This is a genomic window from Bradyrhizobium manausense (assembly GCF_018131105.1).
Lineage (GTDB): Bacteria > Pseudomonadota > Alphaproteobacteria > Rhizobiales > Xanthobacteraceae > Bradyrhizobium > Bradyrhizobium manausense_B.
Window position 1 is genome coordinate 194,448 of record NZ_JAFCJI010000001.1, and the last position, 25,699, is coordinate 220,146.

At 63.0% G+C, this 25,699-nt stretch carries 29 protein-coding genes and 1 tRNA gene; 9 read left to right on the forward strand and 21 right to left on the reverse strand.

Annotated elements, in window-relative coordinates:
• Window positions 1–5: 5 nt before the first annotated feature.
• The 4 genes from JQ631_RS00910 to ygfZ form a co-directional block, all read right to left on the reverse strand.
• Window positions 6–512 carry a tyrosine phosphatase family protein gene (locus JQ631_RS00910; RefSeq protein WP_212322977.1) on the reverse strand — a complete coding sequence of 169 codons (507 nt, stop codon included), beginning with the start codon at window positions 510–512 and terminating at the stop codon, window positions 6–8.
• Window positions 513–634: 122 nt separating this feature from the next.
• The gene (locus JQ631_RS00915; RefSeq protein WP_212322979.1) at window positions 635–1,249 is read right to left on the reverse strand and encodes a YfbR-like 5'-deoxynucleotidase; all 615 of its coding nucleotides are present in this window, start codon (window positions 1,247–1,249) and stop codon (window positions 635–637) included.
• A complete protein-coding gene (locus JQ631_RS00920) occupies window positions 1,246–1,872 on the reverse strand; it encodes a DNA-3-methyladenine glycosylase I (RefSeq protein ID WP_212322983.1) in 627 nt (208 codons plus the stop codon). Before JQ631_RS00920 ends, JQ631_RS00915 begins: the two co-directional genes overlap by 4 nt.
• Window positions 1,869–2,750, reverse strand: a complete 882-nt coding sequence (ygfZ, locus tag JQ631_RS00925) for a CAF17-like 4Fe-4S cluster assembly/insertion protein YgfZ (RefSeq protein ID WP_212322986.1) — start codon at window positions 2,748–2,750, stop codon at window positions 1,869–1,871. The genes JQ631_RS00920 and ygfZ overlap by 4 nt, the downstream gene beginning before the upstream one ends.
• Before the next feature lie 101 nt (window positions 2,751–2,851).
• Here ygfZ and JQ631_RS00930 point away from each other — a divergent pair, with 101 nt between their 5' ends.
• The 5 genes from JQ631_RS00930 (at window position 2,852) to JQ631_RS00950 (ending at window position 7,007) form a co-directional block, all read left to right on the forward strand.
• A complete protein-coding gene (locus tag JQ631_RS00930; RefSeq protein ID WP_212322989.1) occupies window positions 2,852–4,186 on the forward strand; it encodes a dihydroorotase in 1,335 nt (444 codons plus the stop codon).
• Between the two features lie 207 nt (window positions 4,187–4,393).
• Entirely contained in the window at window positions 4,394–5,287 is an 894-nt protein-coding gene (locus JQ631_RS00935; protein ID WP_212322992.1) for a sulfurtransferase, read from the forward strand.
• A 68-nt stretch (window positions 5,288–5,355) separates the two neighbouring features.
• On the forward strand, window positions 5,356–6,060 hold the full coding sequence (locus JQ631_RS00940) for an RNA polymerase sigma factor (protein ID WP_212322994.1): 705 nt from the start codon (window positions 5,356–5,358) through the stop codon (window positions 6,058–6,060).
• Window positions 6,061–6,148: 88 nt separating this feature from the next.
• Window positions 6,149–6,682, forward strand: coding sequence for a DUF4142 domain-containing protein (locus tag JQ631_RS00945; protein ID WP_212322997.1), 534 nt, complete (start codon window positions 6,149–6,151; stop codon window positions 6,680–6,682).
• A gap of 10 nt (window positions 6,683–6,692) precedes the next feature.
• Window positions 6,693–7,007: a cupredoxin domain-containing protein gene (locus JQ631_RS00950; RefSeq protein WP_212323000.1), complete on the forward strand. Its 315-nt coding sequence runs from the start codon at window positions 6,693–6,695 to the stop codon at window positions 7,005–7,007.
• Window positions 7,008–7,041: 34 nt separating this feature from the next.
• On the opposite strand, the gene JQ631_RS00955 is transcribed toward JQ631_RS00950, so the two are convergent.
• The 4 genes from JQ631_RS00955 to JQ631_RS00970 all read right to left on the reverse strand — a co-directional run bounded on the left by JQ631_RS00955 (window position 7,042) and on the right by JQ631_RS00970 (window position 8,860).
• Window positions 7,042–7,308 (reverse strand): hypothetical protein, encoded by a 267-nt coding sequence (locus JQ631_RS00955; RefSeq protein WP_212323002.1) that lies wholly within the window; start codon window positions 7,306–7,308, stop codon window positions 7,042–7,044.
• 189 nt (window positions 7,309–7,497) lie between these two features.
• Window positions 7,498–7,875, reverse strand: a complete 378-nt coding sequence (locus tag JQ631_RS00960) for a TIGR02301 family protein (protein ID WP_212323010.1) — start codon at window positions 7,873–7,875, stop codon at window positions 7,498–7,500.
• Between the two features lie 46 nt (window positions 7,876–7,921).
• A complete protein-coding gene (locus tag JQ631_RS00965) occupies window positions 7,922–8,356 on the reverse strand; it encodes an NUDIX hydrolase (protein ID WP_212323013.1) in 435 nt (144 codons plus the stop codon).
• 3 nt (window positions 8,357–8,359) lie between these two features.
• Window positions 8,360–8,860 (reverse strand): hypothetical protein, encoded by a 501-nt coding sequence (locus tag JQ631_RS00970; protein ID WP_212323015.1) that lies wholly within the window; start codon window positions 8,858–8,860, stop codon window positions 8,360–8,362.
• 63 nt (window positions 8,861–8,923) lie between these two features.
• On the opposite strand from JQ631_RS00970, the gene JQ631_RS00975 reads away from it, so the two are divergent.
• Window positions 8,924–9,688: an SOS response-associated peptidase gene (locus tag JQ631_RS00975; RefSeq protein ID WP_212323017.1), complete on the forward strand. Its 765-nt coding sequence runs from the start codon at window positions 8,924–8,926 to the stop codon at window positions 9,686–9,688.
• A gap of 106 nt (window positions 9,689–9,794) precedes the next feature.
• Here the strand turns inward: JQ631_RS00975 and JQ631_RS00980 are convergent, their stop codons facing one another.
• The 6 genes from JQ631_RS00980 to JQ631_RS01005 form a co-directional block, all read right to left on the reverse strand.
• Complete coding sequence (locus tag JQ631_RS00980; protein ID WP_212323019.1) at window positions 9,795–10,988, reverse strand: CaiB/BaiF CoA transferase family protein; 1,194 nt, start codon at window positions 10,986–10,988, stop codon at window positions 9,795–9,797.
• 36 nt (window positions 10,989–11,024) lie between these two features.
• On the reverse strand, window positions 11,025–11,954 hold the full coding sequence (locus JQ631_RS00985; protein WP_212323021.1) for a glycine/sarcosine/betaine reductase selenoprotein B family protein: 930 nt from the start codon (window positions 11,952–11,954) through the stop codon (window positions 11,025–11,027).
• Window positions 11,955–12,056: 102 nt separating this feature from the next.
• Window positions 12,057–12,638 (reverse strand): NUDIX hydrolase, encoded by a 582-nt coding sequence (locus tag JQ631_RS00990; protein WP_212323024.1) that lies wholly within the window; start codon window positions 12,636–12,638, stop codon window positions 12,057–12,059.
• Window positions 12,639–12,715: 77 nt separating this feature from the next.
• A complete protein-coding gene (locus JQ631_RS00995; protein ID WP_212323026.1) occupies window positions 12,716–13,153 on the reverse strand; it encodes a GNAT family acetyltransferase in 438 nt (145 codons plus the stop codon).
• Entirely contained in the window at window positions 13,150–14,577 is a 1,428-nt protein-coding gene (locus tag JQ631_RS01000) for an FAD-binding oxidoreductase (protein ID WP_212323030.1), read from the reverse strand. The genes JQ631_RS00995 and JQ631_RS01000 overlap by 4 nt, the downstream gene beginning before the upstream one ends.
• 78 nt (window positions 14,578–14,655) lie before the next feature.
• Window positions 14,656–15,642, reverse strand: a complete 987-nt coding sequence (locus JQ631_RS01005) for an L-threonylcarbamoyladenylate synthase (protein ID WP_212323036.1) — start codon at window positions 15,640–15,642, stop codon at window positions 14,656–14,658.
• 68 nt (window positions 15,643–15,710) lie between these two features.
• Here JQ631_RS01005 and JQ631_RS01010 point away from each other — a divergent pair.
• Window positions 15,711–15,787: transfer RNA gene (locus tag JQ631_RS01010), tRNA-Pro, on the forward strand.
• Window positions 15,788–16,288: 501 nt separating this feature from the next.
• Here JQ631_RS01010 and JQ631_RS01015 read toward each other — a convergent pair.
• Genes JQ631_RS01015 through ribA form a run of 3 tightly spaced genes read right to left on the reverse strand, consistent with a single transcriptional unit; the run spans window position 16,289 to window position 19,596 of the window.
• Complete coding sequence (locus JQ631_RS01015) at window positions 16,289–16,966, reverse strand: HAD family hydrolase (RefSeq protein WP_212323039.1); 678 nt, start codon at window positions 16,964–16,966, stop codon at window positions 16,289–16,291.
• Window positions 16,967–16,971: 5 nt separating this feature from the next.
• Window positions 16,972–18,414, reverse strand: coding sequence for a hypothetical protein (locus tag JQ631_RS01020; RefSeq protein WP_212323042.1), 1,443 nt, complete (start codon window positions 18,412–18,414; stop codon window positions 16,972–16,974).
• 57 nt (window positions 18,415–18,471) lie between these two features.
• Window positions 18,472–19,596, reverse strand: coding sequence for a GTP cyclohydrolase II RibA (gene ribA / locus JQ631_RS01025; protein ID WP_212323045.1), 1,125 nt, complete (start codon window positions 19,594–19,596; stop codon window positions 18,472–18,474).
• Window positions 19,597–19,738: 142 nt separating this feature from the next.
• On the opposite strand from ribA, the gene JQ631_RS01030 reads away from it, so the two are divergent.
• Window positions 19,739–20,548: a RibD family protein gene (locus tag JQ631_RS01030; protein ID WP_349644994.1), complete on the forward strand. Its 810-nt coding sequence runs from the start codon at window positions 19,739–19,741 to the stop codon at window positions 20,546–20,548.
• On the opposite strand, the gene JQ631_RS01035 is transcribed toward JQ631_RS01030, so the two are convergent.
• Genes JQ631_RS01035 through JQ631_RS01050 form a run of 4 tightly spaced genes read right to left on the reverse strand, consistent with a single transcriptional unit; the run spans window position 20,509 to window position 23,761 of the window.
• Entirely contained in the window at window positions 20,509–21,318 is an 810-nt protein-coding gene (locus JQ631_RS01035; RefSeq protein WP_212323047.1) for a class I SAM-dependent methyltransferase, read from the reverse strand. The two genes, JQ631_RS01030 and JQ631_RS01035, sit on opposite strands and share 40 nt — an antisense overlap.
• Window positions 21,315–22,364 (reverse strand): glycosyltransferase family 4 protein, encoded by a 1,050-nt coding sequence (locus tag JQ631_RS32550; RefSeq protein WP_349644950.1) that lies wholly within the window; start codon window positions 22,362–22,364, stop codon window positions 21,315–21,317. The genes JQ631_RS01035 and JQ631_RS32550 overlap by 4 nt, the downstream gene beginning before the upstream one ends.
• The gene (locus tag JQ631_RS01045) at window positions 22,361–22,762 is read right to left on the reverse strand and encodes a 6-pyruvoyl trahydropterin synthase family protein (protein WP_212323048.1); all 402 of its coding nucleotides are present in this window, start codon (window positions 22,760–22,762) and stop codon (window positions 22,361–22,363) included. Before JQ631_RS01045 ends, JQ631_RS32550 begins: the two co-directional genes overlap by 4 nt.
• 9 nt (window positions 22,763–22,771) lie before the next feature.
• Complete coding sequence (locus tag JQ631_RS01050) at window positions 22,772–23,761, reverse strand: zinc-dependent alcohol dehydrogenase (protein ID WP_212323050.1); 990 nt, start codon at window positions 23,759–23,761, stop codon at window positions 22,772–22,774.
• A gap of 140 nt (window positions 23,762–23,901) precedes the next feature.
• Between JQ631_RS01050 and mdoH the strand changes: the two genes are divergently transcribed.
• Window positions 23,902–25,659 (forward strand): glucans biosynthesis glucosyltransferase MdoH, encoded by a 1,758-nt coding sequence (gene mdoH / locus JQ631_RS01055; RefSeq protein ID WP_212323052.1) that lies wholly within the window; start codon window positions 23,902–23,904, stop codon window positions 25,657–25,659.
• Window positions 25,660–25,699: the final 40 nt, after the last annotated feature.

Here is a 25,699-nt window from a genome sequence, read left to right on the forward strand (position 1 = left end):
TGATGTCATTCGAGCTCGATCACGAAGGGGCGGCCCTCGACCAGCATTTCGCCGGGGCCCATCTCGTCGAGCGCACGCAGCATGCGGCCGTTGCGCGCCAGCGCGCGGTCGGCAAGGTCGACAATGCGCCGGTTCGGCGAGGCGATCGGAGAGGCCGCACGGATCTTCTTCGCGATCTCGACCTCGTCGCGATCAGGATTGAGCGCGCAGACGGCGGCGAATGCGCTCGCCGTGGAGCGGCTGATGCCGGCATAGCAATGCACCACCAGCGGCGCGCTGCGATCCCAGCCGCGGACGAAATTCAGCACCCGGTCGATATGGGCTTGGGAGGGCGCGACAAAACCGTCCATCTCCTCGGTGATGTCGTCCATCGACACCTTGAGATGATTGGCCGGCAGCACCGAGACCGGTCGCGCCACCTGCTCGACATTGGCCATCACGGTCAGCACATGGCTGGCCTTGGTGCGGCGGACGGTTTCGGGGAGGGCGGCGAGTGAACAGACGTGAATCATGGCGGACCTTTTTGCCGGCAATTATAACCGCGGCCGTAGGGTGGGCAAAGCGAAGCGTCCCACCACTTTTGTCGCAAGCGCGAAGGGACGGTGGGCCCGGCGCAGTGCGCCTTTGCCTGCTCCTACGCAAACACGGCGCCGAACCGCTCCAGGAACTGCTTCTCGGCCCGTGCCGCCGTCCAGGGCGTCAAATAGTCGCGGCGGACACTGTCGGAGAGGCCCGGGTCCTTGCCGAACAGCCGCTTCGCCTCGCTCTCGCTGAAACCTGCGAGCTCGGTCGCCTCCAGATAGGCCGCGCCGCGATCGGCGGCCTTGATCGCCAGTGTGATTTCCTCCGGCAGCACCGGCGGCAGGCCGAAGCGGATGTGGATGGCGCCGAGCAGGCGCTTCTCCACGGCCTTGTAATTTCCGGCGAGCACCGCCTTGAACGGCGAGATCATGTCGCCGATCACATATTCAGGCGCATCGTGCAGCAGCGCGGCAAGCCGCATGCGGTCGTCGGAGCGCGGCATCTCGTGCCGCAGCACGGTCTCCACCAGCAACGTATGCTGTGCGACCGAGAAAATGTGTGCGCCAACGGTCTGCCCGTTCCAGCGCGCGACGCGCGCCAGCCCATGTGCGATGTCGGCGATCTCGACGTCGAGCGGCGAGGGATCGAGCAGATCGAGCCGCCGGCCCGACAGCATGCGCTGCCAGGCGCGGGATTCCGTTGTACGCGCGGTCTTCTTGGCCGTCATTTGGCCTTGAGACGCGGCTTGCGCTGCGCCTTGCCGCAGGTTGCGTGGCAGTGGCAGTCGACGAGATGATCGTTGACCATGCCGGTCGCTTCCATGAAAGCGTAGACGATGGTCGGACCGACGAATTTGAAGCCGCGCGAAGACAGCTCCTTGGAAATTTGCGTCGACAGCGGCGTCGAAGCCGGCACGCTCGCCGTGGTCTTGAAATTGTTGACCTTGGGCCGGCCGTCCATGAAGTCCCACAGCAGCTTCGAGAAGCCCGGCCCCTTCTCCATGATATCGAGGTAGGACTTTGCGCTGAGGATCGCGCCGTCGATCTTGGCGCGGTTGCGCACGATGCCGACATCGTTCATCAGCGCGTGCACCTTCTTGTCCGTGTAGCGCGCGATCTTCTCCGGCCGGAAATCGTCGAACGCTTTGCGGAAATTGTCGCGCTTGCGCAAAATCGTGATCCAGGACAGGCCGGCCTGAAAGCCGTCGAGGATCAGCTTTTCGTAGAGCGCGCGGTCGTCGTATTCAGGCACGCCCCATTCGGTGTCGTGATAGGTGACATAGAGCGAATCTTCGCCCGGCCAGGGGCAACGGGTTTTTCCGTCGGGATGCAGGCGGGGAGCACGGCTCATGCGATGGGCTGCTTTGCGGGAATGCGGACAATTTCGGGTTCTGCCAGCTTTAACGCGAGTCCGCCAGCGGTGAGCTGCTGGCCGGCATCGAGCGCGTCGGCAACGCGGTCGATACGCACCAGCGCGATGCCCCTGCCTTTCGCCGATGAGCCCATGGTGCCGACGGACTTGTCGCCGGCCATGACGCTGACGCCGGCCTCGGGCGAGGAGTCCTCGAGCAGCACCTTCACACTGCGGGTGCGCGCGGTGCCGCGATGCTGCATGCGCGAGACGACCTCCTGGCCGACATAGCAGCCCTTGTCGAAATCGACGCCGGCGAGGCGGTCCATATTGGTCTCGTGCGGAAACGCATCGCTGTACATGAAATCAAGCCCGCCGCGCGGCACGCCGAGCGCGATGCGGTGCGCCTCGTAGTCGGCGGCATCCACCAACTTGGCGCCGATCAGGTCGGACAGTTTTTGCTTGAGATCTTCGGGGATCAGGATGCGCGTGCCGAGCTCGTCATTGCGCGGATCGACAAAGGCGAGGTCGGGCTGCGCCGCAGGCTGGCCGTCCCACGCCGCGAGCACGCCGAGATCGTCGGAGAGGTTGTCCACCGTCACCTTGGCACGCAGCTTGTAGAATTTCAACTTGGTGGCAAGCCCATCGGCCAGCGCTTTCGGGCAGTCGATCAGGAACCCGCCGCCATGGCCGGCGGGCGCTTCCGTGATCAGGAAATCCACGATGATCTTGCCCTGCGGCGTCAGCAGCGCACCGAATCGCCCCAGGCCCGGCTTGAGCCTGTCGACATCGGTGGTGATGAGGCCGTTGAGGAAGTTGCGCGCATCCTCGCCCGCGACTTTGATCACGCCCCGGTCAGGAAGAAACGCTGATTTCATGCGAAAATCTCTTGCGACATGGTGCTCCGGAACGTAAGCCCGCAAGGCATAAACGACAAGACCTCGAGCCCTGCGCTTGGGGATGAGAGAGGCCTCCAGCCATGACCCAGCGTTTCGATGTGATCCTCAAGGGCGGCACCGTCGTCAACCAGGATGGCGAGGTCGTTCGCGACATCGGCATCGCCAACGGCCGCATCACCGAACTGGGGCCGCTGTCGCAAGGCTCCGCCGCCGAGGTGATCGACTGCAAGGGTCTCCACATCCTGCCCGGCGTGATGGACACGCAGGTGCATTTCCGCGAGCCCGGGCTGGAGCACAAGGAAGATCTCGAGACCGGCTCGCGCAGCGCCGTGATGGGCGGCGTCACTGCCGTGTTCGAGATGCCGAACACATCGCCGCTCACGGTGACCGAAGCCACCTTCACCGACAAGGTGAAGCGCGCCCATCACCGCATGCATTGCGATTTCGCCTTCTTCATCGGCGGCACCCGCGAGAACGTGCAGGACCTTCCGGTGCTGGAGCGCGCACCGGGCTGCGCCGGTGTGAAGGTGTTCATCGGCTCCTCGACCGGCGCGTTGCTGGTGGAGGACGACGAGAGCCTGCGTCGCATTTTTCAGGTCATCCAGCGCCGCGCCGCGTTCCATGCCGAAGACGAGTATCGTCTCAACGACCGCAAGTCGCTGCGCATCGAGGGCGATGCGCGCTCGCATCCGGTCTGGCGCGACGAGACCGCGGCGCTGATGGCGACGCAGCGCCTGGTCAAGCTCGCGCACGAGACCGGCAAGCGCATCCACGTGCTGCACATCTCGACCAAGGAAGAAATCGAATATTTGCGCGACCACAAGGACGTCGCCTCCTGCGAGGCGACCCCGCATCATCTCACGCTGGTTGCGCCCGAATGCTACGAGCGGCTCGGCACGCTGGCGCAGATGAACCCGCCGGTGCGCGGCGCCGATCATCGCGCAGGAATCTGGCGCGGCATCGAGCAGGGCATCATCGACGTGCTCGGCTCGGACCATGCGCCGCACACGCTGGAAGAAAAGCAGAAGACCTATCCTGCCTCTCCCTCCGGCATGACCGGCGTGCAGACGCTGGTGCCGCTGATGCTCGATCACGTCAATGCCGGCAGGTTGTCGCTGGCAAGGTTCGTTGATCTCACCAGCGCCGGCCCGGCACGCCTCTACAACATGTCCTGCAAGGGCCGCATCGCAGCCGGCTACGATGCCGACTTCACGGTGGTCGACTTGAAGCGCAGCGAAACCATCACCAACAAATGGGTGGCGTCCAAGGCCGGCTGGACGCCGTATGACGGCCTTCGTGTCACGGGCTGGCCCGTCGGCACCTTCGTCCGCGGCCGCCGCGTGATGTGGCAGGGCGAACTGGTAACACCGTCGCAGGGCGAGCCGGTGCGGTTTCTGGAGACGCTGAGGCAGTAGGGCGCGCTTCGCAGTTAGACGGCACGAACGTGCCACACACTGTGTCGTCCCGGCGAAGGCCGGGACCCATACCGCGTGATCTTTCCGTGATCGACGGTCGCAGTACCGGCAAATCGTTTAACTGCTAATCTTCGCCAAACGTCTCCCTGTGGTTATGGGTCCCGGCTTTCGCCGGGACGACATCGGGGAGGGATGGGAGTGCACTCAATGGCCCAACCCCTCATCACCACCGAACAGCTCGCCGCCATCCTCGGCGATCCCAATCTCCGCCTCTACGACTGCACGACCTACAACGAGCCGGTGCCACCCGGCAGCGACGTACCCTATCGCGCCGTGCCCGGCGACAAGACCTTTGCGGCCGGCCACATCCCGGGTGCCGATTTCCTCGACCTGCAAGGCGAATTCTCGGACACTTCCGCACAACAATTTTTCATGATGCCAGGCGTCGCACAACTCGAGGTCGCCTTCGGCCGCCACGGTCTCGACGCAACCAAGACCATCGTGCTCTACAGCATCGGCACCATAATGTGGTCGACGCGGTTCTGGTGGATGCTGCGCTCGCTCGGCGTCGACGCGCGGGTGCTCGACGGCGGCTTCGACAAATGGAAGGGCGAGGGGCGGCCGGTCGAGACCGGCGCGCCGAAGGGCTATCCGGCGACGACCTTCAGGGCCGCGCCGCGCGCGGGCTTCTTCGTCGACAAGACCTTTGTGAAGGCGCGCATCGGCGATCCCTCGACCGTCACCGTCAACGCGCTCGGGCCTCAATTTCATAGAGGGCTCGAGCCCAGCCGTTACGGCCGGCCGGGCCGCGTGCCCGGCAGCGTCAACGTATCGGCTGCAACCCTTACCAACCCCGACAAGACGCTGACCACGCTTGCGGACGCCGAAGCGAAATTCGCCGCGGCAGGGGTGACACGCGACAAGAACGTGATCCTCTATTGCGGCGGCGGTATCTCGGCGACGATCGACCTGCTGATGCTGGCGCAACTCGGCTATGACAAGCTGACGCTGTATGATGCCTCCATGGGCGAGTGGGCGAGGGACCCGGCGCTGCCGATCGAGACGGATGAGGCGGAGAATCCTGCCTTTCAGAGGACATAAGAAAAGTTGGGAACCTTTTCTGCCGGCCTGCATCCAATGTCTGGAACCAACGGAGACAGGTGACCGCCATGCAACGGACCGCAGCCGGCCTGTCCGCCGGCGCAAAGACCCCGGAAATCCGGGCATCGGAAGCCGAGTTGATCGACCGTGCGCGGAGCCGGGACGAAGCCGCGCTTCGCGAGATCATGCAGGCCAACAACCGCCGGCTCTACCGCCTCGCGCGCGGCATTTTGCGCAGCGACAGTGAAGCCGAGGACGTAGTGCAGGAAACCTACGTCCGCGCCTTTACTCATCTCGACGGCTTTCGCGGCGAGTCCGGTCTGTCGACCTGGCTGTCGCGGATTGCCATCAACGAGGCGCTCGGCCGGGCGCGAAGTGCCAGGCCGCATGTCGAGCTCGGCGCGGTTCCGGAAGAGGCGCTCGAGGCGCAGATCATCAAGTTTCCCGTTTCTCCCGCAGGCGATCCGGAAAGGACCATGGCCCAACGTGAAATCCAGCGCGTCGTCGAACGCGCCATCGACGAGTTGCCGGATGTGTTTCGCATGGTCTTCGTCGCACGCGTCATGGAGGGCATGAACATCGAGGAGACCGCTGATCTCCTCGGCGTGAAGCCGGAGACAGTGAAGACGCGGCTGCACCGCGCGCGTAACATGCTGCGCGAAAATGTGGAGAAGGAGATCGGTCCGGTGATGATGGATGCGTTTCCGTTCGCCGGCTGGCGCTGCGAGCGACTGACGGAGGCGGTGCTGAAGCGCCTCGGAATCGAAAGATAAATTATTCGGGAACGTTTGCGCGAAACGCCCATCCAATTCCTGTGAAGCAACGCCGGCAAAACATCCGGCAGCACAGGAGTGTCAAACCATGTTCGTTCGTTGGAGCGCGGCGATCGCCGCTGCCATTCTGTTGTCCAGCCCCGTGCTGCTGCAAGGCGCGCGCGCTGCCGACAAGCTTACCGATCCGCAGATCGCCCACATCGCCTACACCGCCGGCGTGATCGACATCAACGCGGCCAAGCAGGCACAGAAGAAGGCCAAGAACAAGGACGTCAAGGCGTTCGCCGATGACATGCTGCGCGACCACGAGGCGGTCAACAAGCAGGCTCTCGCGCTGGTCAAGAAGCTCAACGTCACGCCTGAAGACAACGACACGAGCAAGGCGCTGTCGAAGCAGGCGAGCGACAAGCTGGCCGAGCTCGACAAGCTCAACGGCGCGGCGTTCGACAAGGCCTATGTCGCCAACGAGGTCGCCTATCACAAGACGGTCAACGGCGCGCTGGAGACCCAGCTCATCCCGTCCGCCAGCAATGCGGAGCTGAAGAGCCTGTTGCAGACCGGGCTGAAAATCTTTCAGGGACATCAGCAACACGCCGAACACGTCGCGGCCGAGCTGAAGTAAGGAGCGTGTGATGAGGTTGGGACGGCTGTCTTCGATCGCCCTTGTCTTCGCAACGATAGCCGTCCCGGCGCACGCCGCGACCATTGAGATCACGATGGAGAACCTCGTGATCTCGCCGGCTGAGGTGTCGGCGAAGGTCGGCGACACCATTACGTGGGTCAACAAGGACGTCCTCGCCCACACGGCCACCGCGAAGAATGGCGATTTCGACGTGACGCTGCCGCCGAAGAAATCGGCGACATCAGTTCTGAAGAAGGCGGGAACGGTCGACTATTACTGCCGCTATCATCCCAACATGAAAGCGACGCTCAAGATCGAGCCTTGATGGCCCCCATGTGGCGGGGGCCTTTTCGAAAGGCTTACTGCCTTGCGAGCATGACTGAGAATTCGCCGTTGCGGATGCGGGCGGGAAAACCCTCGACGAATTTCGCCACCGCGTCCTCGCCATAAGTGCCGACGAGCTCGGCGAGTGCCGCAAACAGGCTCGCCTGCGCCAGGCAGTCACCGTCGACGCCATCATGGCGCGCTTCGGCCCAAGCCTCGTTCAGATAGCTCAAGGCGGCCTGTTTCTGCTCGTGATCGGGCAGTGGCGCGCGGGCGGGGGCGTAGGAAATCGGCTGGCTCATGAAACTCAATCAGGGCTGGGGCGCGATCCACGGCGATGCGCTGTGCAAGAGGTGTAGCACGCGCATTAACGACCGCTAGGCCACATCTTTAAGAACGGTTAACGGCTGTGAACAAAGTCGATGACAGAGTTCCGCTGCTCGTCATTCCGGAGCGCGACGAAGTCGCGAGCCCGGAATGACGGAGCAAGTTCAGTTTGCGTAACGCGCCGTCAGATCCCGCGAAATCTTCGAGCCTTCCTCGATGTAGCGGCGGATCGCCACCGTCGCGGCCGGCGTGCAGCTCCGGTAGGTCTGCTGGAAGCCGTTATAGCCGCGGTTGAAGCCCGCGATCATGCGGGTGCGGCGCTCGCCGGAGGGCGTCTCGGCATCGATCAGCGCCTGCATCTCGGTGCGCCATTTATTGCCCTCGTTGGCACCGCAGATGCCGCGCAGATAGTGCAGGCCGCCGAGGATCTCGGCCAGTCGCTGCAAATCGGCGTCGAACGGCGCCGCGACGTCCTGGGCCCGGGCGGGCGCAGAAGCGCAGGCAACGATCAGGGCAAAAATGGCCAGAAATCGCGTCGACATCGGCGGGCTGTATGCCCCCTCAGGGCTGATGACGCAAGGCGGGCGGTCAGGGGCCGATCAGCCGGTGGGCCGACTGGATGATCTCCTCCAGCCCCCCGGTCATTTTGAGGTCGCCGAGGCTGCCCAGGGCGTCCGGCGCGATCCAGCGGTAATCGTCGAGTTCGTCGTTCAGGGCCGGTTCCCGGGCCATCCAGCGGGCGGCAAAGGACATGATCAGGTAATGGCCGGCGCCGGGCGCGGCGGGCAGCACTTCACGCCAGCCGGCAAGGCTGGCGATTTCGATCTCGAGCCCGGTCTCCTCGTCGACCTCGCGCTTGAGTGCCTGATGCAGCGATTCGCCGAATTCGACCCGGCCGCCCGGCAGCGAGTAGAAGCCCTTGGCGGGCGAGCGGGCACGGCGGGTCAGCAGCACCTTGCCATCGCGGAAAATCGCGGCACTGACCGCGATCTGGGGATGGGTGGGCTGGACGACGGACGCCACGGCTCAGTTCGCCATAATGGTGTCGACGTCGGCTTCCGCGCCGCCATTGATGATGCCACCGCAGGCCGCGATCAGCGGCTTGACCCAGAGGGTGGCCTGCTCTGCCAGCCTGACGCGGGTCGTGTCCTTCTCGACCTCCCGCATGGCCGAACCGACGGCGGTCAGGATCGAGGTCATGGTGTCGGTGATGTGGTCGAACTGGGTTCGCACTTTGGGCTCGGCCTTCTCGTAGGCTTCGATGGCCAGATCCCGCGCCTTGAAGTTCGAGGCCGTAAAATGCTCGGCATAGGACAGCGGCGACCAGGTCAGAAAATCCTCGGCGCATTCCGGCATGTCCGGGACCATCTCAAGGAGCATCACGGCTTCATTGAAATGGTTGAGATAGTCAGTGGCAAGGCCGGTCCGCGGGTTGATGTTGGCCACGCGCAGTCGTTCGGCCCAGGCTTGCGCCTCGGAGGCCGTCTGTGCATGCGTCCGCGCGGATTGCGAGGCCATTGAGCTCATCCGCCGCAGTGTTAACGTTCGGGGTTAAAAGGACCTGAACGGACCCTATAGAGACGCCTTAAGATGTGTGGACGCTTCGTCATAACTTCTGCCCCCGCGGCTTTGCGGCAACTGTTCGGCTATATCGAGCAGCCGAATTTCCCGCCCCGGTACAATGTCGCCCCGACACAACCGATTCCGGTCGTGCTGGTCGAGAATGGCGCGCGCCATTTTCGTCTGATGCGCTGGGGCTTGTTGCCGAGCTGGGTCAAGGACCCCAAGGGCTTTACGCTGCTGATCAACGCTCGCTCCGAGACCGTGCTGGAGAAACCCGCGTTTAAAAAGGCGATTCGCCGGCGGCGTGGGTTGATTCCGACCGATGGCTATTATGAATGGAAGTCCATCGACGGCCGCAAGCAGCCATTCTTCATCCATCACGCCGATGGTGCGCCGCTCGGCTTCGCCGCAGTGTTCGAAACCTGGATTGGACCGAATGGCGAGGAGGTCGATACGGTCGCAATCGTCACTGCGGCTGCGGGCGAGGATCTCGCCACGCTGCATGATCGCGTGCCCGTCACCATCAGCCCGCGCGATTTCGAGCGCTGGCTCGATTGCCGCGGTGACGGGATCGATGCGATCCTGCCGCTGATGACGGCGCCGCGCGTCGGCGAATTCGCGTGGCATCCGGTGTCGACCCGCGTCAACCGTGTCACCAATGACGACGAGCAATTGCTGTTGCCGATCAGCGCGGAAGAGATGGAAGCGGAGGTCGAGGCTACGAAGCCTCGGAAGGCGGTGAGGAAAGTTGCCGCTGCGTCATCAGATGACGGGCAGGGATCGTTGTTCTAGCCCAGGCGCCGTAGGGAGGAAGGCGCAGCGCGCCATGCCCGGCATAGGTGAAACGATGCGCGATGGTCGGAACGCTTCGCCTTGCCCACCCTACGGCAGTGGTGATTCAAACAATCTGCCTTGCCCTTAGTGCCGCAATCTCGGCCGTGTCGAACCCGAGCTCGCCCAACACCGCATCCGTATCGGCACCAAGCTCCGGAGCCATCCGGTCAAGCCGGCCACCGCCATGTGCAAGCCTGAAGCCGCTGCCGGCGAAGCGCAGGCGGCCATAGGGCGTGTCGAGCTCCTGGATCGCGCCGCGCGCCTTGATCTGCGGATGGTCGATGACCTCCTCGACCTTCCAGATGCTGGCGCAGGGCGCGCCGGCGTCCTCGAGGATTTTCTCCCACTCGCGCGCCGGCCTTGCCGCAAGCGCTTCCTCGATAATGGCGCGCAGGGCGGGTTCGTTCTCGTTGCGGCAAAACCAGTCGGCGAAGCGCGGATCGGCGAGCGTGTCCTCGCGGCCGAGCGCAGTCATCAGCGCGCGATATTGCTTCTCATTGTTGACGGCGAGCAGGATGTGGCCGTCGCCGCATCTGAACAAATTCGCGGTGGTCCTGCGGCTCACGGCCTGATTGCCCGAGAGTTGCTGCCGATGGCCGGCGACGGACCAGTCCGCGATTTGCCCGGAGAGAAACGCCATCGTCGCCTCCAGCATGGAGACGTCGACGAGCTGCCCCTTGCCGGTGCGGTCGCGCTGGTAGAGCGCGCTCGACACGCCGAACGCGGCCGTCGCACCCGAGAGCACGTCGCACACCGCAAAGCCCGCGCGTGTCGGCCCCGTCTCGGGATGTCCGGTGATCGCCATGATGCCGGACAGCGCCTGCATCTTGCCGTCATAGCCGGGCCGCAAACGATCAGGCCCGGTCTGGCCGAAGCCCGACACCGCGCAATAGATCAGCTTTGGGTTGATCGCCGACAGCGCCTCATAGCCGATGCCAAGCTTGTCCATCACGCCGGGGCGGAAGTTTTCCATCACGATATCGACTTGGCTCGCGAGCTTCTTCACGATCTCGATCGCGTCAGGTTTCTGCAGATCGAGCGTCAGGCTGCGCTTGTTGCCGTTGATGGCCTGAAACGCGGGCGCAAGCCCACGCTCAGCCCATTCGCGGCTGAGCGGCGTACGGCGCATGTCCTCGCCCTCGCGCCGCTCGACCTTGATGACGTCGGCGCCCAGCAGCGCGAGCTGGTAGCTCGCATAGGGTCCGGCCAGCACTTGCGTGAAGTCCAGGATCTTCACGCCCTCGAACGGTCGCGTCACGTCGCTCTCCCCATTTGCTTCGTTTGTCGGAGGACGTCAGGCGGCGCGATTACCGCGCGCGATCTCCTTCTGCTTGTCGAATTCGGCGCGGCGACGGGCGAGCTCTTCCGGCGAGAGCTGCGCGACATTGTTGTAGTCAAGCTTCCAGGACGCATCCTCGCTCCAGCGCAGCGGCGACTGCATGGTCGTCTGCGGCCCGCTTGCGCTCTCAAGCAACTCGAGCGCCAGCTCCAGCGTCTGGGCCTGCGACGCGACGTCATGCGGCTTGCCGGCAGAATTGCCGAGCGGGAAATCCGAGAACAAGAACCGAGGCACGGCGGCGTGCTCTATGATGTCCTTGGCGCAGCCCATCACCACGGTCGGAATGCCGTTGGCCTCGAGATGCCGCGCCACCAGCGCGGTGGTCTGGTGGCAGACCGGACAATTCGGCACCAGCACGGCGACGTCGACCTTGTCGGCAAGGCAGCGTGCCAGAATCTCCGGCGCATCGGTGTCGAGCGTGACGCGATGGCTGCGGTTGGTCGGCGCGCCGAAGAAGCGCGGCGCGACCTCGCCGATGCGCCCCGAAGCGCGCGCCTTCAAGAGCTGCGGCAGCGGAAACCAGGTCCCGTTGTCGGTCGCCGTCGTGTGCTTGCGGTCGTAGCCGATGTGGGAGATGCGCAGATCATGCTGCTGCGATGTGTCGCCGTCGTAGACCTGATAGAATTTTGCGCTGCCATTATACACCGCGCCCGGCCCCTGGTCGCCCTTGTCGGGATCATATGGCGCGGCCGTGGTGATGATCGTGACGCGCGACTGCGAAAGCGGCTTCTTCAGCGGCTGGAACGGTGCCTCGGTGTAATGGGCCCAGCGATACGCCGTGGTGTAGCCGATCGCGGCGTAATAATCCCGCGTGCGCTGCATGTAGGGGATGGGGGAATCATAGTCGGGCGCAAAGCCGAATTCGTCGTCGCGCGGGGCGGACATGGGCGCGTCTCCTGGTTCTTGTTGAGGCCAGACTAGAGATAGTCGGACGTTTGCTCAACAGGCGCCACGGCTGCGCAGGTCAGAATTGCCGCCCCGGCGGGGCTACCTGAAAATATGCAGCGCCGCATATTGCAGCAGCATGATCGCCTTGGCGTCGATGATGCGGCCGTCGGCGATCATCGCCAGCGCCTCGTCGATACCGAGCTCCAGCACCTCGATGTCCTCGCCCTCATGTTCAAGGCCGCCGCCGGCGCTGACGCGCATCGAAGGCTCGTACTCGGCGACGAAGAAATGCAGCTTCTCGGTGATGGCGCCGGGGCTCATGAAGGCCTCGAACACCTTTTCCACGTGGTGCAGGCGATAGCCGGTCTCTTCCTCGGCCTCGGCGCGGATGCGCGCCTCGGGTTCGGCGTCGTCCAGCACCCCGGCGGCCGCTTCGATCAGCAGGTCGTCATAGCCGCGGATGAAGGCCGGCAGGCGGAACTGGCGCACCAGGATCACGCTGCGCCCCGCGCGATTGTACGGCAGCACGGCGGCGGCGTTGTCGCGCTCGTAGGTCTCGCGCGTCTGCGTCTGCCACTCGCCATTGCCGCGCCGGTACTCGAACGTGGTGCTCTTCAGCGTGGTCCAGCCGTTCGAGAGCACGCGGACGTCCTTGATGCGGACGCGATCGGAGATGGTCATTGCTGTCTTCCGGGTGAGAGCTGGAGCATGATCCGGAAAAGTGTGAAGCGGTTTTCCGAAAAGATCATCCTCAAAAATTAAGATGCCTGCTCGCGGCCGTCCAGCCACTTCTGGAACATCACCGAGGTCGATTCCTCGAAGCCGAGCGACTGGTAGAACGCATTGGCCTGCGCATTTTCGCGGCGGACCAGCAGTTGAAGTTTTGCGATACCGGCCGCGCGCAGCCAGTCTTCGGCCGCCGCCATGACGGCCCGGCCGTAGCCGCGCTTGCGGCCATCGGGATCGACCGCGACGTAATAGACCCAGCCGCGATGGCCGTCATGGCCGACCATGACGGTGGCGACGATCGAGCCGCCGTCGCGGCCGATCAGCACGGTGGAATTATCCCGCCGCCGCGCCAGCGCGATGTCGGCATGCGGATCGTTCCAGGGCCGTGTCAGGCCGCAGCGCTGCCACAACGCCACCACCGGCTCGACATCGGCATCTCCAATCGCGTCAATCGCAACAGCGCTCACAGCACCTTCCCCGGATTCATGATGCCGTGGGGATCGAGCATCGCCTTGATGGCGCGCATCAGCTCGATCGCGGTCTTGTCTTTCACATCCGGCAGCTCGTCGCGCTTGAGCACACCGATGCCGTGCTCGGCCGAGATCGAACCGCCCATGCGCAGCACGATCTCGAACACGACGGCGTTCATCTCGTGCCAGCGCGCCAGATAATCCGCGGTGTCGGCGCCGATGGGCTGGCTGACATTGTAATGCAGATTGCCGTCGCCGAGATGGCCGAACGGCACCGGCCGCGCGCCGGGGATCAGCTTCACCACGGCGGCATTGGCCTCCTCGATGAATTCTGGCACGGCGGCGATCGGCACGGAGATGTCGTGCTTGATCGAACCGCCCTCGGGCTTCTGCGCCGCAGACATTTCTTCGCGCAGCTTCCAGAAATTGTTGCGCTGGGTGAGGTTGGCCGCGATCACGGCGTCGTCGACGATCTCCTCTTCCATGGCGCGGCCAAGGATCGTCTCCAGTGGCGTACGGGCATCGTCGCCGGGGGATGACAATTCCATCAGCACGTACCAGGGATGCTTCTCGGCAAGCGGATCCCGCACATCGATCCCATGGCGGACCGAGAAGTCCACCGCCATTTCCGAGAGCAGCTCGAAGCTCGTCAGCGCATTCGCGGCTTCGCCCTGCGCGATCGTCAGCAGCTTGAGCGCCGCGGCCGGCGACTTCAGCCCGACATAGGCGGTCTCGATCGCCCGCGGCTTCGGAAACAGTTTGAGCGTCGCCGCGGTGATGATGCCGAGCGTGCCTTCGGCGCCGATGAAGAGATTGTGCAGATTGTAGCCGGTATTGTCCTTCTTCAGCTTCGACAGCACGTTGAGTACGCGCCCGTCGGCGAGCACGACCTCGAGCCCCAGCGCCATCTCGCGCGCGACGCCATAGGCGAGCGCCCCTGTGCCGCCGGCATTGGTCGAGAGATTGCCGCCGATGGTGCAGCTGCCTTCCGCACCTAACGACAGCGGAAACAGCCGGTCGGCGTCGGAAGCCTTCTGCTGCGCGATCTGCAGCACCACGCCGGCCTCGACCGTCATGGTGTTGGAGGCGGTGTCGATCTCGCGGATCTTGTCCAGGCGTCGCAGCGACACCACGACTTCGCCATTGTGCGGCGTCTGCCCGCCGACGAGCCCGGTGTTGCCGCCCTGCGGCACCAGCGCGATTTTGTGCTCGGAGGCGAGCTTGCAGATCGCGGAGACTTCCGCCGTCGAGCCCGGGCGCAGCACCAGCGGCGAGCGGCCGTGGAACAGATTGCGCTCCTCGGTGACGTAAGCCTCGATGTCGGCCGCATCGGTGATCGCCTGCTTGTTGCCGACGATCTTGCGGAACTGGTCGATCAGTTCGGGCGCAAGCGGCGGGACGGCGGATTGATTGATGTTCATTATCTCGTCTCTACTTCGCTCTTATGTCTTGCGCGTGATCTTATCGGAAAACCGCCGCACACTTTTCCGGATCATGCGCTATCGTGCAACCGCGGCCCGGCGCAGCCGGTCATTGATCGCTTCGCCCAAGCCTTCTTCGGGGATCGTCATCACGGCGATCGCCTTCGGTGCTTTCGCATCGAGGCTGCGAAGATAGCCGAACAGATTGGCGGCAGCTTCATCGAGATCAGCCGCGGGCGACAAATTCATGACGGCGCCGGCGTCCTGGCCGGGCAGGCGATCGGGGCCGAACGCCAGCAGCGCTTCGCCGGGCGCAACGTCCCGCGCGTGCAGCCGCACGGGCGCGCGTGGCGCGTAATGCGAGGCCATCATGCCCGGCGCCAGCGGCTGGCTGTCGTCGCTCTCGGCCTCAACGGGCGGCCGCGCCAAGGGCGTGCCCAGCACCGTTTCGATCCGTTCGCGCGAAAGGCCGCCCGGCCGAAGCAGCATCGGCGCCTCGAAACAGCCGACGATGGTCGATTCGACGCCGACCGTAACAGGCCCGCCGTCAACGATCAGATCGATCCGCCCGGCAAGATCGCTCTCGACATGAGCGGCCCGCGTCGGCGAGACATGGCCGGAGAGGTTTGCGGATGGCGCCACCACAGCCCCGCCAAAGGCGCGCAAAATCGCCTCCGCGACGGGGTGGGCAGGAATGCGGATCGCGACGGTGTCGAGGCCGGCCGTGGCGAGATCCGCCACCGGGCAATCGTCCGCTTTCGGCACCACCAGCGTCAGCGGCCCGGGCCAGAACGCTTCGGCGAGCTTCAGGGCGCGCGCATCGAACCGCCCGATCCGCCGTGCGGCGGCGAGGTCGGGAACATGCGCGATCAGCGGATTGAAGGCCGGCCGGCCCTTGGCGTTGTAGATGTGGGCGACCGCTGTGGCATTGGCGGCATCCGCCCCGAGCCCGTAGACCGTCTCGGTCGGAAACGCGACCAGGCCACCGGCTGCCAAAGTCCGGGCGGCGGCCTCGGCGGCGGCTCGGCCTGCCGGTAAAATCGACGTTTCAAGACCCGTTTTCACAGGGACAAAATTCCTCATCTCGGCCGCTTGCAGTGCGCCAAACCCGACGCTATAAGCCGGCCTCTTGTCGGAGTGTGGCTCAGCCCGGTAGAGCACTGCGTTCGGGACGCAGGGGTCGCAGGTTCGAATCCTGCCACTCCGACCAGATTTCATTAGGTTTTTCCTTCTGATCGCTGGTCTTTCCCGAGTCAACCATCGTTTCAACCACCGAAACATATCGGCGCTTTCGGCCGATGGCTGTGGCGGCCCCCGGAGAAAATCGGGGTGGTGATGGCCGTAGGTGTTGTGCAGGACCTCGGGGACATACCCCAGGAACACTGCCGCCTCCCAGAGTGGCACGCCGCGTTGCACGAGCCATGTCGGAGCCGTCTGGCGCGGGGTGTGGGATGTCAACTTCCCAGGCAGGCCGGCAAGCCCCACGGCCGTGTTGAGGCCCTTTTTTATCGAGGCACGGCGCGTGCCATCATGGAGACATTGCTGCAGCAGAACCCTGATCTTTGTGGCGTGATCGACGCCTGGGATGGACAGAGCGTCGGCACTTTTCCAACGGTATCGCACCCATAGCCGAGTTCCAGCGCGGCACGCGGACCGTCAGCTTTTGACCCTGAAGTAAGCACTTCCACAGGGAACCATACCGACGCTAAGCTTACCGATCGATGCCGGGAATGGCATCGAGTGTGTCTTGTATGCGCACTCTAAGCTCGGAAATGCTCTCTACGATGCAGCTCGCGCCTGTCGCCCTCAATTGCTCGACTTGATGATACCCCCAGCCAACACCAATCGAACGGACGCCGGCGGCACGGGCCATTATCATGTCGAAGCTGGTATCACCGACGAAAATTGCGTCCTCTGCCTGCACGCCGGTCGCTTGAAGTGCTTGATGCAGCATGGCGGGATGTGGCTTCGAAGGGGCAGTATCGGCGGCTTGAATCGTCGAAAAGTAATGTGTCCAACATAGCGCGTCCAGCGCGGGACCAATCGTGTCCGAACGATGTCCGGTTGCGATCCCGAGAGCGAGACCCGGCCGGGAATGCAGTTCACCGAGAAGCTCCGACACTCCGGCGAAGGGGCTTTCGGCAAACGCGGGATCGGCGCGAAGTTGCGGAAGCAGCAGATCGTAGGCCCTGACCATTTCCGCTATTGGAGCGGCTGAACCCACCAGTTGCGCCAGGATTGCCGCGAGCGATTTGCCAACAAGCGCGAGGCTATCGGCCGGATCGGGAATCGGTAGTCGAAACCGGGGAAATACCAGGCGGTGGCTCTCCAGGATCAGCGACCGGCTGTCGACAAGAGTGCCGTCGAAGTCAAAGATAATCAACTTCACATCGCTCACCGATGCAGACACGAATAGATGCGGACCAATTCACGGGCATGCTCCGGAACAGCAAGCTTTGCGTCTCTGGTCCGCGTCGCCGTTTCGCAGGATAGCCAAAAATAGTTTCCCTGGGGATCGATAACCAGCCTCTCGGGAGAAAAGTTGGAAAGTATCACCGACAGATATGGAACGGTCGAGAACCACGCCAAAGGCGCCAGGGTCGGAGGGAGCCGCTGCGACGACACGAATTGCGGATTGCCGAGCGCGGGATCGGACTCGTTGCTCGCCGCGAGCGACGTAACTGCTGCGCGATAGTCGGACCACCGCGAGAGGAATTTACCGGTCTCCACGAGGTGGATTGCAAGCACGATGACGAACATCGAGGCGACGGCGCATGAAAGCTGATGCGACGGGGACACCAGAGTACGTTGCAACCAAGCCAGTCGTCCATCGGTGAGCCCCTCGCTGGTCAAGGCAGCGATTGCGGCCAGTCCGCCCAACAGCGGAGTGACAATCACCAGCACGGTTCTTAGATAGTAGCGGCTGCTGGCATGGATGGATTTGTCACAACAAAGATAGTACCCGACGACGAGCACGAGCATGAACGCCAAGGCGACAATGCAGGCATGGCGCAGTCCTGCCAGCGACAGCGTTGTCCCGAGGACGGCATAAGCCGCGACCGCGCCCATCAGCAAGATAACCACTTCGACCTTGAAGAGTTCGGGGTCGAAGAAATGCAACGCGGCCCGGACAAATGCGTCTGCATAGTAAGCATCAGGTGGAAAGAAGACCTTTGCCACCACTGCGGCCGCCAGAATGAGGATCAGGCTGACAGCCCCCCTCAAAAATGGCGCGCTGCGAAAGCCACGCAATGCGAGCGTGAACAGAAGTCCCAGCAGCAATACGAAGGCACCTTCGTGCGAGAAGGCCAGTAATAGCCAGGACACGAAGACAGACGCGCCTCCTGCGACGGTTCGTCGCGCATAGTGGCTGAGCGCGAGAGCGGGCCAGAAGATGGTGTGCGCGAGCCACATCTCCGTCGGAAAGCCGAAGACGAGCGGGCAAAGCAGTGCCGTGGAGCCGCACGCGTAGACGAAAATGACGCGACCTCGTGACTGGTCCGCGGCGTAGGTCAACCATAGTCCGAGCAATGGGAGAGCGTTGAACAGGAATCCATAGGCAGTAATCCCAATCCACGGGCTCGCGGTCATTCTGACGAGCGTCTCTGCAGGCAACAGGGTGAGCAGATAGACCGACGTGCGGCCGGAAATATTATGCCAATGGTAGGCCCACACATCCCTTACGGCCACCGCATAGGAGAACATCGCCCCATCGCCGTAGAGCTCGAGCTGATTCAAAGGGGCGAGCACGGCAAATGCGAGCGACCACCCCAGGCCGCCCACGACGACGAGGCGCGGCAGGACATTGTCGCTAAGGATTTGAGATCGGCTGCGCATCTCGGCGGCGCCCGTCAAAGGGCCGAGGCGGCGCACGACCAGGTACGCATGGTCATGCTATGCATCATTCACGGTCGGAATTGCCAAGCCATTCAGCTGGTGCCCCGAGCGCCTTGCCTTCGTCGTGAGATAGCGCAAATTGTGGGAATTGACCGGAGCCTCGAGTGGAATGCGGCCGCAGACTTCGACTCCTGCATTCGACAAGCCGTCGAGCTTCGAGGGATTGTTGGTCAGCAAAACGATCCGCGTACAGTCGAGAGCGTGTAACATAGCCGCCGCGACATCATAGCTACGCTCATCGTCCTCGAAGCCCAGCATCGTGTTTGCGTCGTGCGTGTCAAAGCCTTGGTCCTGCAATCGGTATGCACGCATCTTGTTCGCAAGACCGATGCCGCGGCCCTCCTGAGCCAGATACAGGATGATCCCGCCGCCGAGACCTTCCAGGCGATTGAGCGCCAGTTGCAACTGATCGCCACAGTCGCATCGTCGCGAACCGAAGACATCTCCGGTCAGGCATGCGGAATGAAGCCGCACTGGAACGGGCGCTGAGAGATCCAGTTTTCCGACAATTACGGCGACCTGGTCGGCGCCAAGGGCGTCCCGAAAGACAACGAAGCGCGCGGAAACACCTGATGATAGGGGGATGGACGCGTCGCTCGCGATCATCAAGGCGTGCGCTGAGGACCCCGCAAAATCGTCGACGGCCGCGACATCGACGCCAACGACTGACTGCATGACGTCGTCCTTGCCCGGCTGCATGCGAGCCGCAAGTACTGCCGGCAAGTTACGGCTCAGCTTCATCAGCCTGATGGCGGCTGCGGCGACACAACCGGCCGGTCGCGCCTCCCAGGAAGCATGTCGCCGTGCGTCAGTTGCGAGCGCCACGATACGTTCGGCGCTCGTACCCGAGGGAATGGCAAGCGCCATGGGTGTCGATGTGTCGATCCCCATCGCCCGCGAACGCTGGGGCGGAAGAAGCATGCACGGGATACCCGGACTGCACAGCGAGCGGAATTCATTGAACCTTCGATCATTCAGGCCGTCGACCGGAAGCACAACCCAGTCTCCATCGCCGTCCTGAAGGCGGACGGGACGCCGCGCCTGCAACTCGCTCAGCGCACGACTGACGCCACGATGCATCGCACTACCGAGGAGGGTGGAATGTTCTGATAGCGCGCTCATCCGGGGGACCTTCTTTGGCTGGGCCCGTTACGTACAACACCTAAAGTCCTCGACCATTCCAAAACAAATCAGATGGATTTTCCGGGACATCTGGCCAATAGTAGCATCGATAACGCTCCATCTTCGGAAATTTGTTTTGGCCGTGCTATTCACCAAACCCTCAACGCGCAAGTTTGCCTCTCCCGATGCGTGGGAAGCCTTCGTGGAGCTGTTTCGCAGCGAACGACCCCGTGCGTCTCAGGCCTGGGACGATGTGTTTGGTCCGCTGTGGAGCGGAGACATCGACGATCTGGTGATCGTCGGGCAAGTCGGACAATCGCTCGATGGCCATGTGGCGACGGCGACGGGTCATTCCAAATATGTCAACTGCCCCGCCGGCATCGATCACTTGCATCGGTTGCGCGCACTGGTGGATATCGTTGTTGTCGGAGTCGGGACCGCATTGGCTGACAACCCGCAATTGACGGTCAGGCAAGTCTTTGGTCCGCAGCCAGCCCGCGCCGTGATCGATCCAAAGGGACGGCTCGGAAAGGATGCCCGGCTGTTTGCCGACGATGGCGTTCGACGCCTGCTGATTACAGCCGAGGGTTCCAATACGATTGCGCCCGCGGGCGTCGAGATCGTTGCTCTACCCTCGGAAAACGGAAACATCGCACCGTCTGCCATCGCGGCTTACCTGAGGCGAGCGGGAATGCGGCGGATACTGATCGAGGGCGGCGCCGATACGGTCTCGCGCTTTCTCGCCGCTCGTTGCCTTGACCGGTTGCATGTGACGGTCGCCCCACTGATGTTGGGCGCAGGAGGACCTGGTATCGCACTGCCGCCGCTCGAGCGTGCCGATCAGGCGCACCGGATGCCGACGCGCATTCATAAGATCGGCGATGACGTGCTGTTCGATTGTGACTTGTCGGCTCAGCGCTTTGTGATCGGCGAGGCGAAGAAGTCAACGTGACCGACCCGCATCGTTGAGATGCCGTCGCTTAGGGCGTTCTTTCGATCATTGAGCCAGTGGTCCAGGTCGGCGCGTGATAGCGCCCGAATTTCACTTGCGGCCGCGGCCCAGCCGTCGAGCAATTCGGCCTGCATGTTCTGATCGCCGGGCCCGATTGCCCAGTCCGAAATGCCTGAGGTTACCGAGTACCCGATTTCTTCAAACCTTGAGATCGCGACCGCAGCACCCGACGGGCCCAGTGCGGGCCCGAATCCCTTGTCGGTCTGCTGGTGTGCGTTGACGGCCGAGACGACCGCCGCATCGAGTGGATGGGATGGCGATAGCGTGATGCGCCCGTCATAGCTCAGCGCCGCGTAAACCGGCAATGCGTTCGCTCTTGTGCAATGGACCAGCCGGGCCAGCCACTCATCGGATACGAGGTCGAGCAGAGCCGAGGTCGTGACGAGATCGATCCTGCCGTTTAGCACTCCCTCGAATCCTGTGGTGAGATCCAGTTCGATCGGATTCAGGTCGATGCGCCCAGGTGACGATCCGCTCCCGGCAGTCGCCAGCAGAAGCGGGTCATTGTCCACCAGGTCCCAACGTTGCTGTGCCGGCAAGCGCCCCGCGAGCGCGCGCAATGTCGCCCCCGTGCCGCAAGCAAGATCAACGATCCCGAGAGAAGGATGCGAACGGAACCTCGCGGACACGGCATCGAGTACGATCGGGTTTCTCGCTCGCACGTCGTGCGGCTCTCGCAGGCTCAGCCACTCTATTGAAAAGCCGCTCATGCGAAGCGTTCGAGTACGCGTGCGAAGGCGGCACCGGAGCTGCGCCAGGACGGTAGCGTCTTCGCCGCGGCCCATGCAGTCGACGACATCCGGTCTCGTAGTTCCGGATCGGTCATGACGGCTCTTAGTGCACCGGCCAGGGCGATTTTGTCGTCGGCTGTCACAAGCAAGCCCGCGCCGTCGGGAACTGTCCGCGATATCGCTCCCGCAGTCGTCCCGACAATGGGAAGCCCTCGCGACAATGCCTCCGCATAAGCCATGCCATATCCTTCGAACCGGGACGCAAGCACGAATACATCGGCCGTATGATACAACTCTTCAAGTCGTTCGGGCTGTACGGCACCGACCATCGCTATTCGATCGCTCAATCCGAGGCTGTCGATACAGCTGCGCACATGAGCGGTCTCGACTGAGTCCCTGGTCAGGTCGCCGACGATCGTGAGCCGCCACGGAAGGTCCGTCAGCGTGCCGAAGGCGGCAGTCAGCATGCCGAAGCCTTTGCGGGGCACAACCGCTCCGACGGACAGCAAATGAAGGGCGTCGCTTTGACTCCCGCGCGCCCGCGACACGGGATCGTTGCCCGGGTTGATCACCGTGACTCTCGCCGACGGAACGCCATAGTCGGATAAGACGAGCTGTGAAGTCGTCGTGCTGGTCACGACGACTTCACGCATGTGAGCGAGCGCCGCCCGCTCGCTCTGGCGAAGTGAGCTTATCTGTTCGCTGGACAGACCCCATTCCAGCGCGAGGGGATGATGCACCAGCCCGAGCAGGGGATTTCGCTTGGCCAGTCTTGCTGCGACGTCAGGCAAGACACCGAGAGCGAGTCCGTCGAGCACAAGAGGGACACCGGCAGGCACCTCGAGCAACCGAGACTCCGCCCGGTCGCGGGCCGCACCGTCGGCGAAGGGAAATCCCGCCCCCAGATCCAGGTATTCGGCGCTCCAGCCGAGTTCGCGAAGTTCGGAGATGATCCGACGGTCATACGCGAAGCCGCCCGTGGGCGTATCGAGGCTGCCTGGGGCGGCAAGGACGACACGTCTCACCACAAGGGAGCCTCGTATTGCGCGCGTGCGACGTGCGACTCCGAGATCGTGATACGAAGTCCTTTCAGCTCGCGGCCCGGACGACCAAGCGCGCCATCGCGAGCCGGCTTTGCGAGCGCGTCATGGATATGCTTGGACAAGAATTCTGTCGTTGTGTTTATCCCTCTGAACTCCGGTACCTCGTCGAGATTCCGGTAGTTGAGCGGAGTAAGCACCGCCTTCAACGCATCATGTGCCCGACCGATATCGATCACGATGCCATTGGCATCGAGTGCCTCGGACATGAACGCCGCATCGACCACGAACGTTGCGCCATGCAACCGCTGCGCGGGCCCAAAGACCTCACCGTGGAAGGAATGGGCGATCATGATGTGATCGCGGACTTCAACTGTAAACACTGACGCACCTCATTGATAGGCGATGGGCTGACAAAGTACCCCGCTTCGAGCGGCCAGGACCTCAGGCAGCAATTTCGGCAGATCCTTGAAGGGAATCGGCGGGGCAAGCAATTCATCGAGGCGCGGATCGACCAACAATGCGGCGGCCGCTGCCAGGCGGCGCCCATAAGTCCAACGCGGACGGTGGGACGCTGCCACTTGGCCCACCTGACTGGACACCAATCGAAGCCGGCGGCTGTGAAACGGCCCTCCCAGCAGGGTTGTGACCGGAGTGTCGCCATACCAGCTCATCTCAAGTACCGTCGCCTCATCTCCAGCCAATTCGAGCGCTGTGCGTAGACCGTCAGGAGAGCCGCTCGCGTGAACGACGAGGTCGCAATCGCGGGGAGCGCTTCCAGGCTCTCTGAAGTGAACCCCGAGCTTTGTGGCCAATTCCTCGCGATCCGGATTTATATCGACCAGCGTAACATCCGTGCCGGGAATCCGGCCGCAGAGGTAGGCAACCAATGATCCCACGACACCGGCCCCGACGACCGCGATGCGGTCGGCGGGGCCTGGTGCCGCATCCCAAACTCCGTTGAGAGCGGTCTCCATATTGGCAGTCAGCACCGCACGTTTCGGCGGCACATCCTCGGGCAGCACAAGAACTGCCGTCGACCGCACGTTGAAGAGGGTCTGATGAGGGAAGAGCGCAAAGACGTTCTTGCCTTGCAAACGTCCTTCGGCGTGCTCGACTTGCCCGACGGCGGAATAGCCATACTTGACTGGAAAAGGAAACCGGCCCGTCATGAACGGAGCCCGCATTCTTTCGAATTCGGACGCAGGAATCCGTCCTCCAAATACAAGCGACTCTGTCCCACGGCTGACGGCGCTATAGAGCGTCCTGACCCGAACCTCGTCGGCTTCCGGCGCGGCTATTGGCTCCTGGCGAAGCTCGATCCGTCCGGATTCGCAGTACCAGAGAGCGGATGCAACATCGACGGATGGGTCAACAGCCATTTTTGCGGTCTCATGGTGGAATTCCTGCCCTCACGGCGTGTTATAGACGAGTGCCCGGGCTGGTCCAAGCGAGCGGTGCCGCAGCGGGAAACTCGCGACGAAAAGCCGCTTGCTGCAAGGGCACTCTTGAAGCTGACCAGATGATGATTTTTGCGAGGCGAGTTGCGTTCGCCATCCTGTGTTTGGGCACGATGGCATGGACGCTTTGGTTGGCCGTGCTTGCATTGATGCCGGGCGGATTTGGACTGCTTGACGCGGCGGCTCTCGGCCTGTTCGCGATCATTCTGCCCTGGATGGTGGTCGGATTTTGGAATGCAGTCATCGGGTTCGTCATTCTGCGATTCTCCAGCGATCCGGTCGCAGCGGTTCTGCCGATCGCCGGAGCTGTACGAGGCGACGAGCCTGTCGTGGCGGCGACCGCCATCCTCATGTGCGTACGCAACGAGCAGCCTGCTCGCATCATCAGAAATATCGAGCCGGTGCTGGAAGGGCTCCATGCGTCCGGCTTTGGCGCTCGCTTTCATCTCTACATCCTCAGCGATACCGATGATTCCGAGACGGCAGTTCTGGAAGAGCACCGCTTTTCGGAATTGGTGACCGCCTGGCGCGGCCGGATGGCGATCACTTATCGCCGGCGCGCGTCGAATACCGGCTTCAAGGCCGGAAATATCCGGGAGTTTTGCGAGCAGTGGGGAGCGCGCCACGAATTGGCAGTCACGCTCGATGCGGACAGCTACATGCCGTCCGATGCAATTCTTCGGCTCGTTCGCATCATGCAGCTCGATGCCAGAATCGGAATCCTCCAGGGCCTGATTGTCGGCCTGCCGTCGACGAGCCTGTTTGCACGTGTCTTCCAGTTCGGAATGCGGCTTGGAATGCGTTCCTACACGATTGGAAGTGCCTGGTGGCAGTCCGACTGCGGCCCCTATTGGGGACACAATGCAGTGTTGCGGCTCGAGCCGTTTATCAGACATTGCCACCTTCCGCCGCTAACGACGGCAAGCGGGGAGGAGGTCCACATTCTCAGCCACGATCAGATCGAGGCTGTCATGATGCGTGCTGCCGGCTACCATGTGAGAGTGCTTCCGCGAGAAGACCTTGGTTGGGAAGAGAACCCGCCAACCCTGCTGGAATTCATGCAGCGCGACCTGCGTTGGTGCCAGGGAAACATGCAATACTGGCGCTTTCTGCTGCGTCCCGGACTCAATCTCGTCAGTCGATATCAACTGGCCTTGGCCATTCTGATGTTCATCGGCTCGCCGGCCTGGATCGGGTTGCTTGCACTGACGACCGGCATGCTCGTGCTATGCGATACCCCCGCGAACATTGTTCGACCGGACGCGGGAGAGGCATTGCTGGTCTGGTTGCTCGTGATGTGGTTCTCGCCCAAGATCGCACGTGCCCTCGATGTGCTGTTTTCATCACGCGAGCGTCAGGCGTTCGGGGGCGCAAGCCGGTTCATTCTGAATTTCGCGATCGAGACTGTTTTCTCGATTCTCCTGTCCCCCATTCTCTGGATCAGCCATACGATCTTTCTGGCAGGTCAACTGTTGAACCGCGAAATCCGGTGGTCGGGCCAGATTCGTGACGATCACGTCGTGCCGTGGAAGCTGGCTTGGCTCCGGCTGTGGCCGCAGACTCTGGTAGGCTGCCTCTCGCTAGGGCTCGTATTGATGACTCAGTCGTGGGCATTCCCTTACATGCTCCTGCTTGCTGCCGGTCCGGCTGTGGCGGTGCCGCTTGCTGTCCTCACGGCGCAGCCTGTTTTGGGAGAACTGTCTGCCCGCTTGGGCATCGCTCGCCTTCCGGAAGAAACGGCGACGCCGGAAGATCTGCTGGATCTGGCACTGCCGGCGATCGAGTCGGCAAACCGACAGCCGTTGGCGACATCGAGCTAGTCGTCGTGTTCACCTTCCTCAGAACTGCACGGGCTACAGC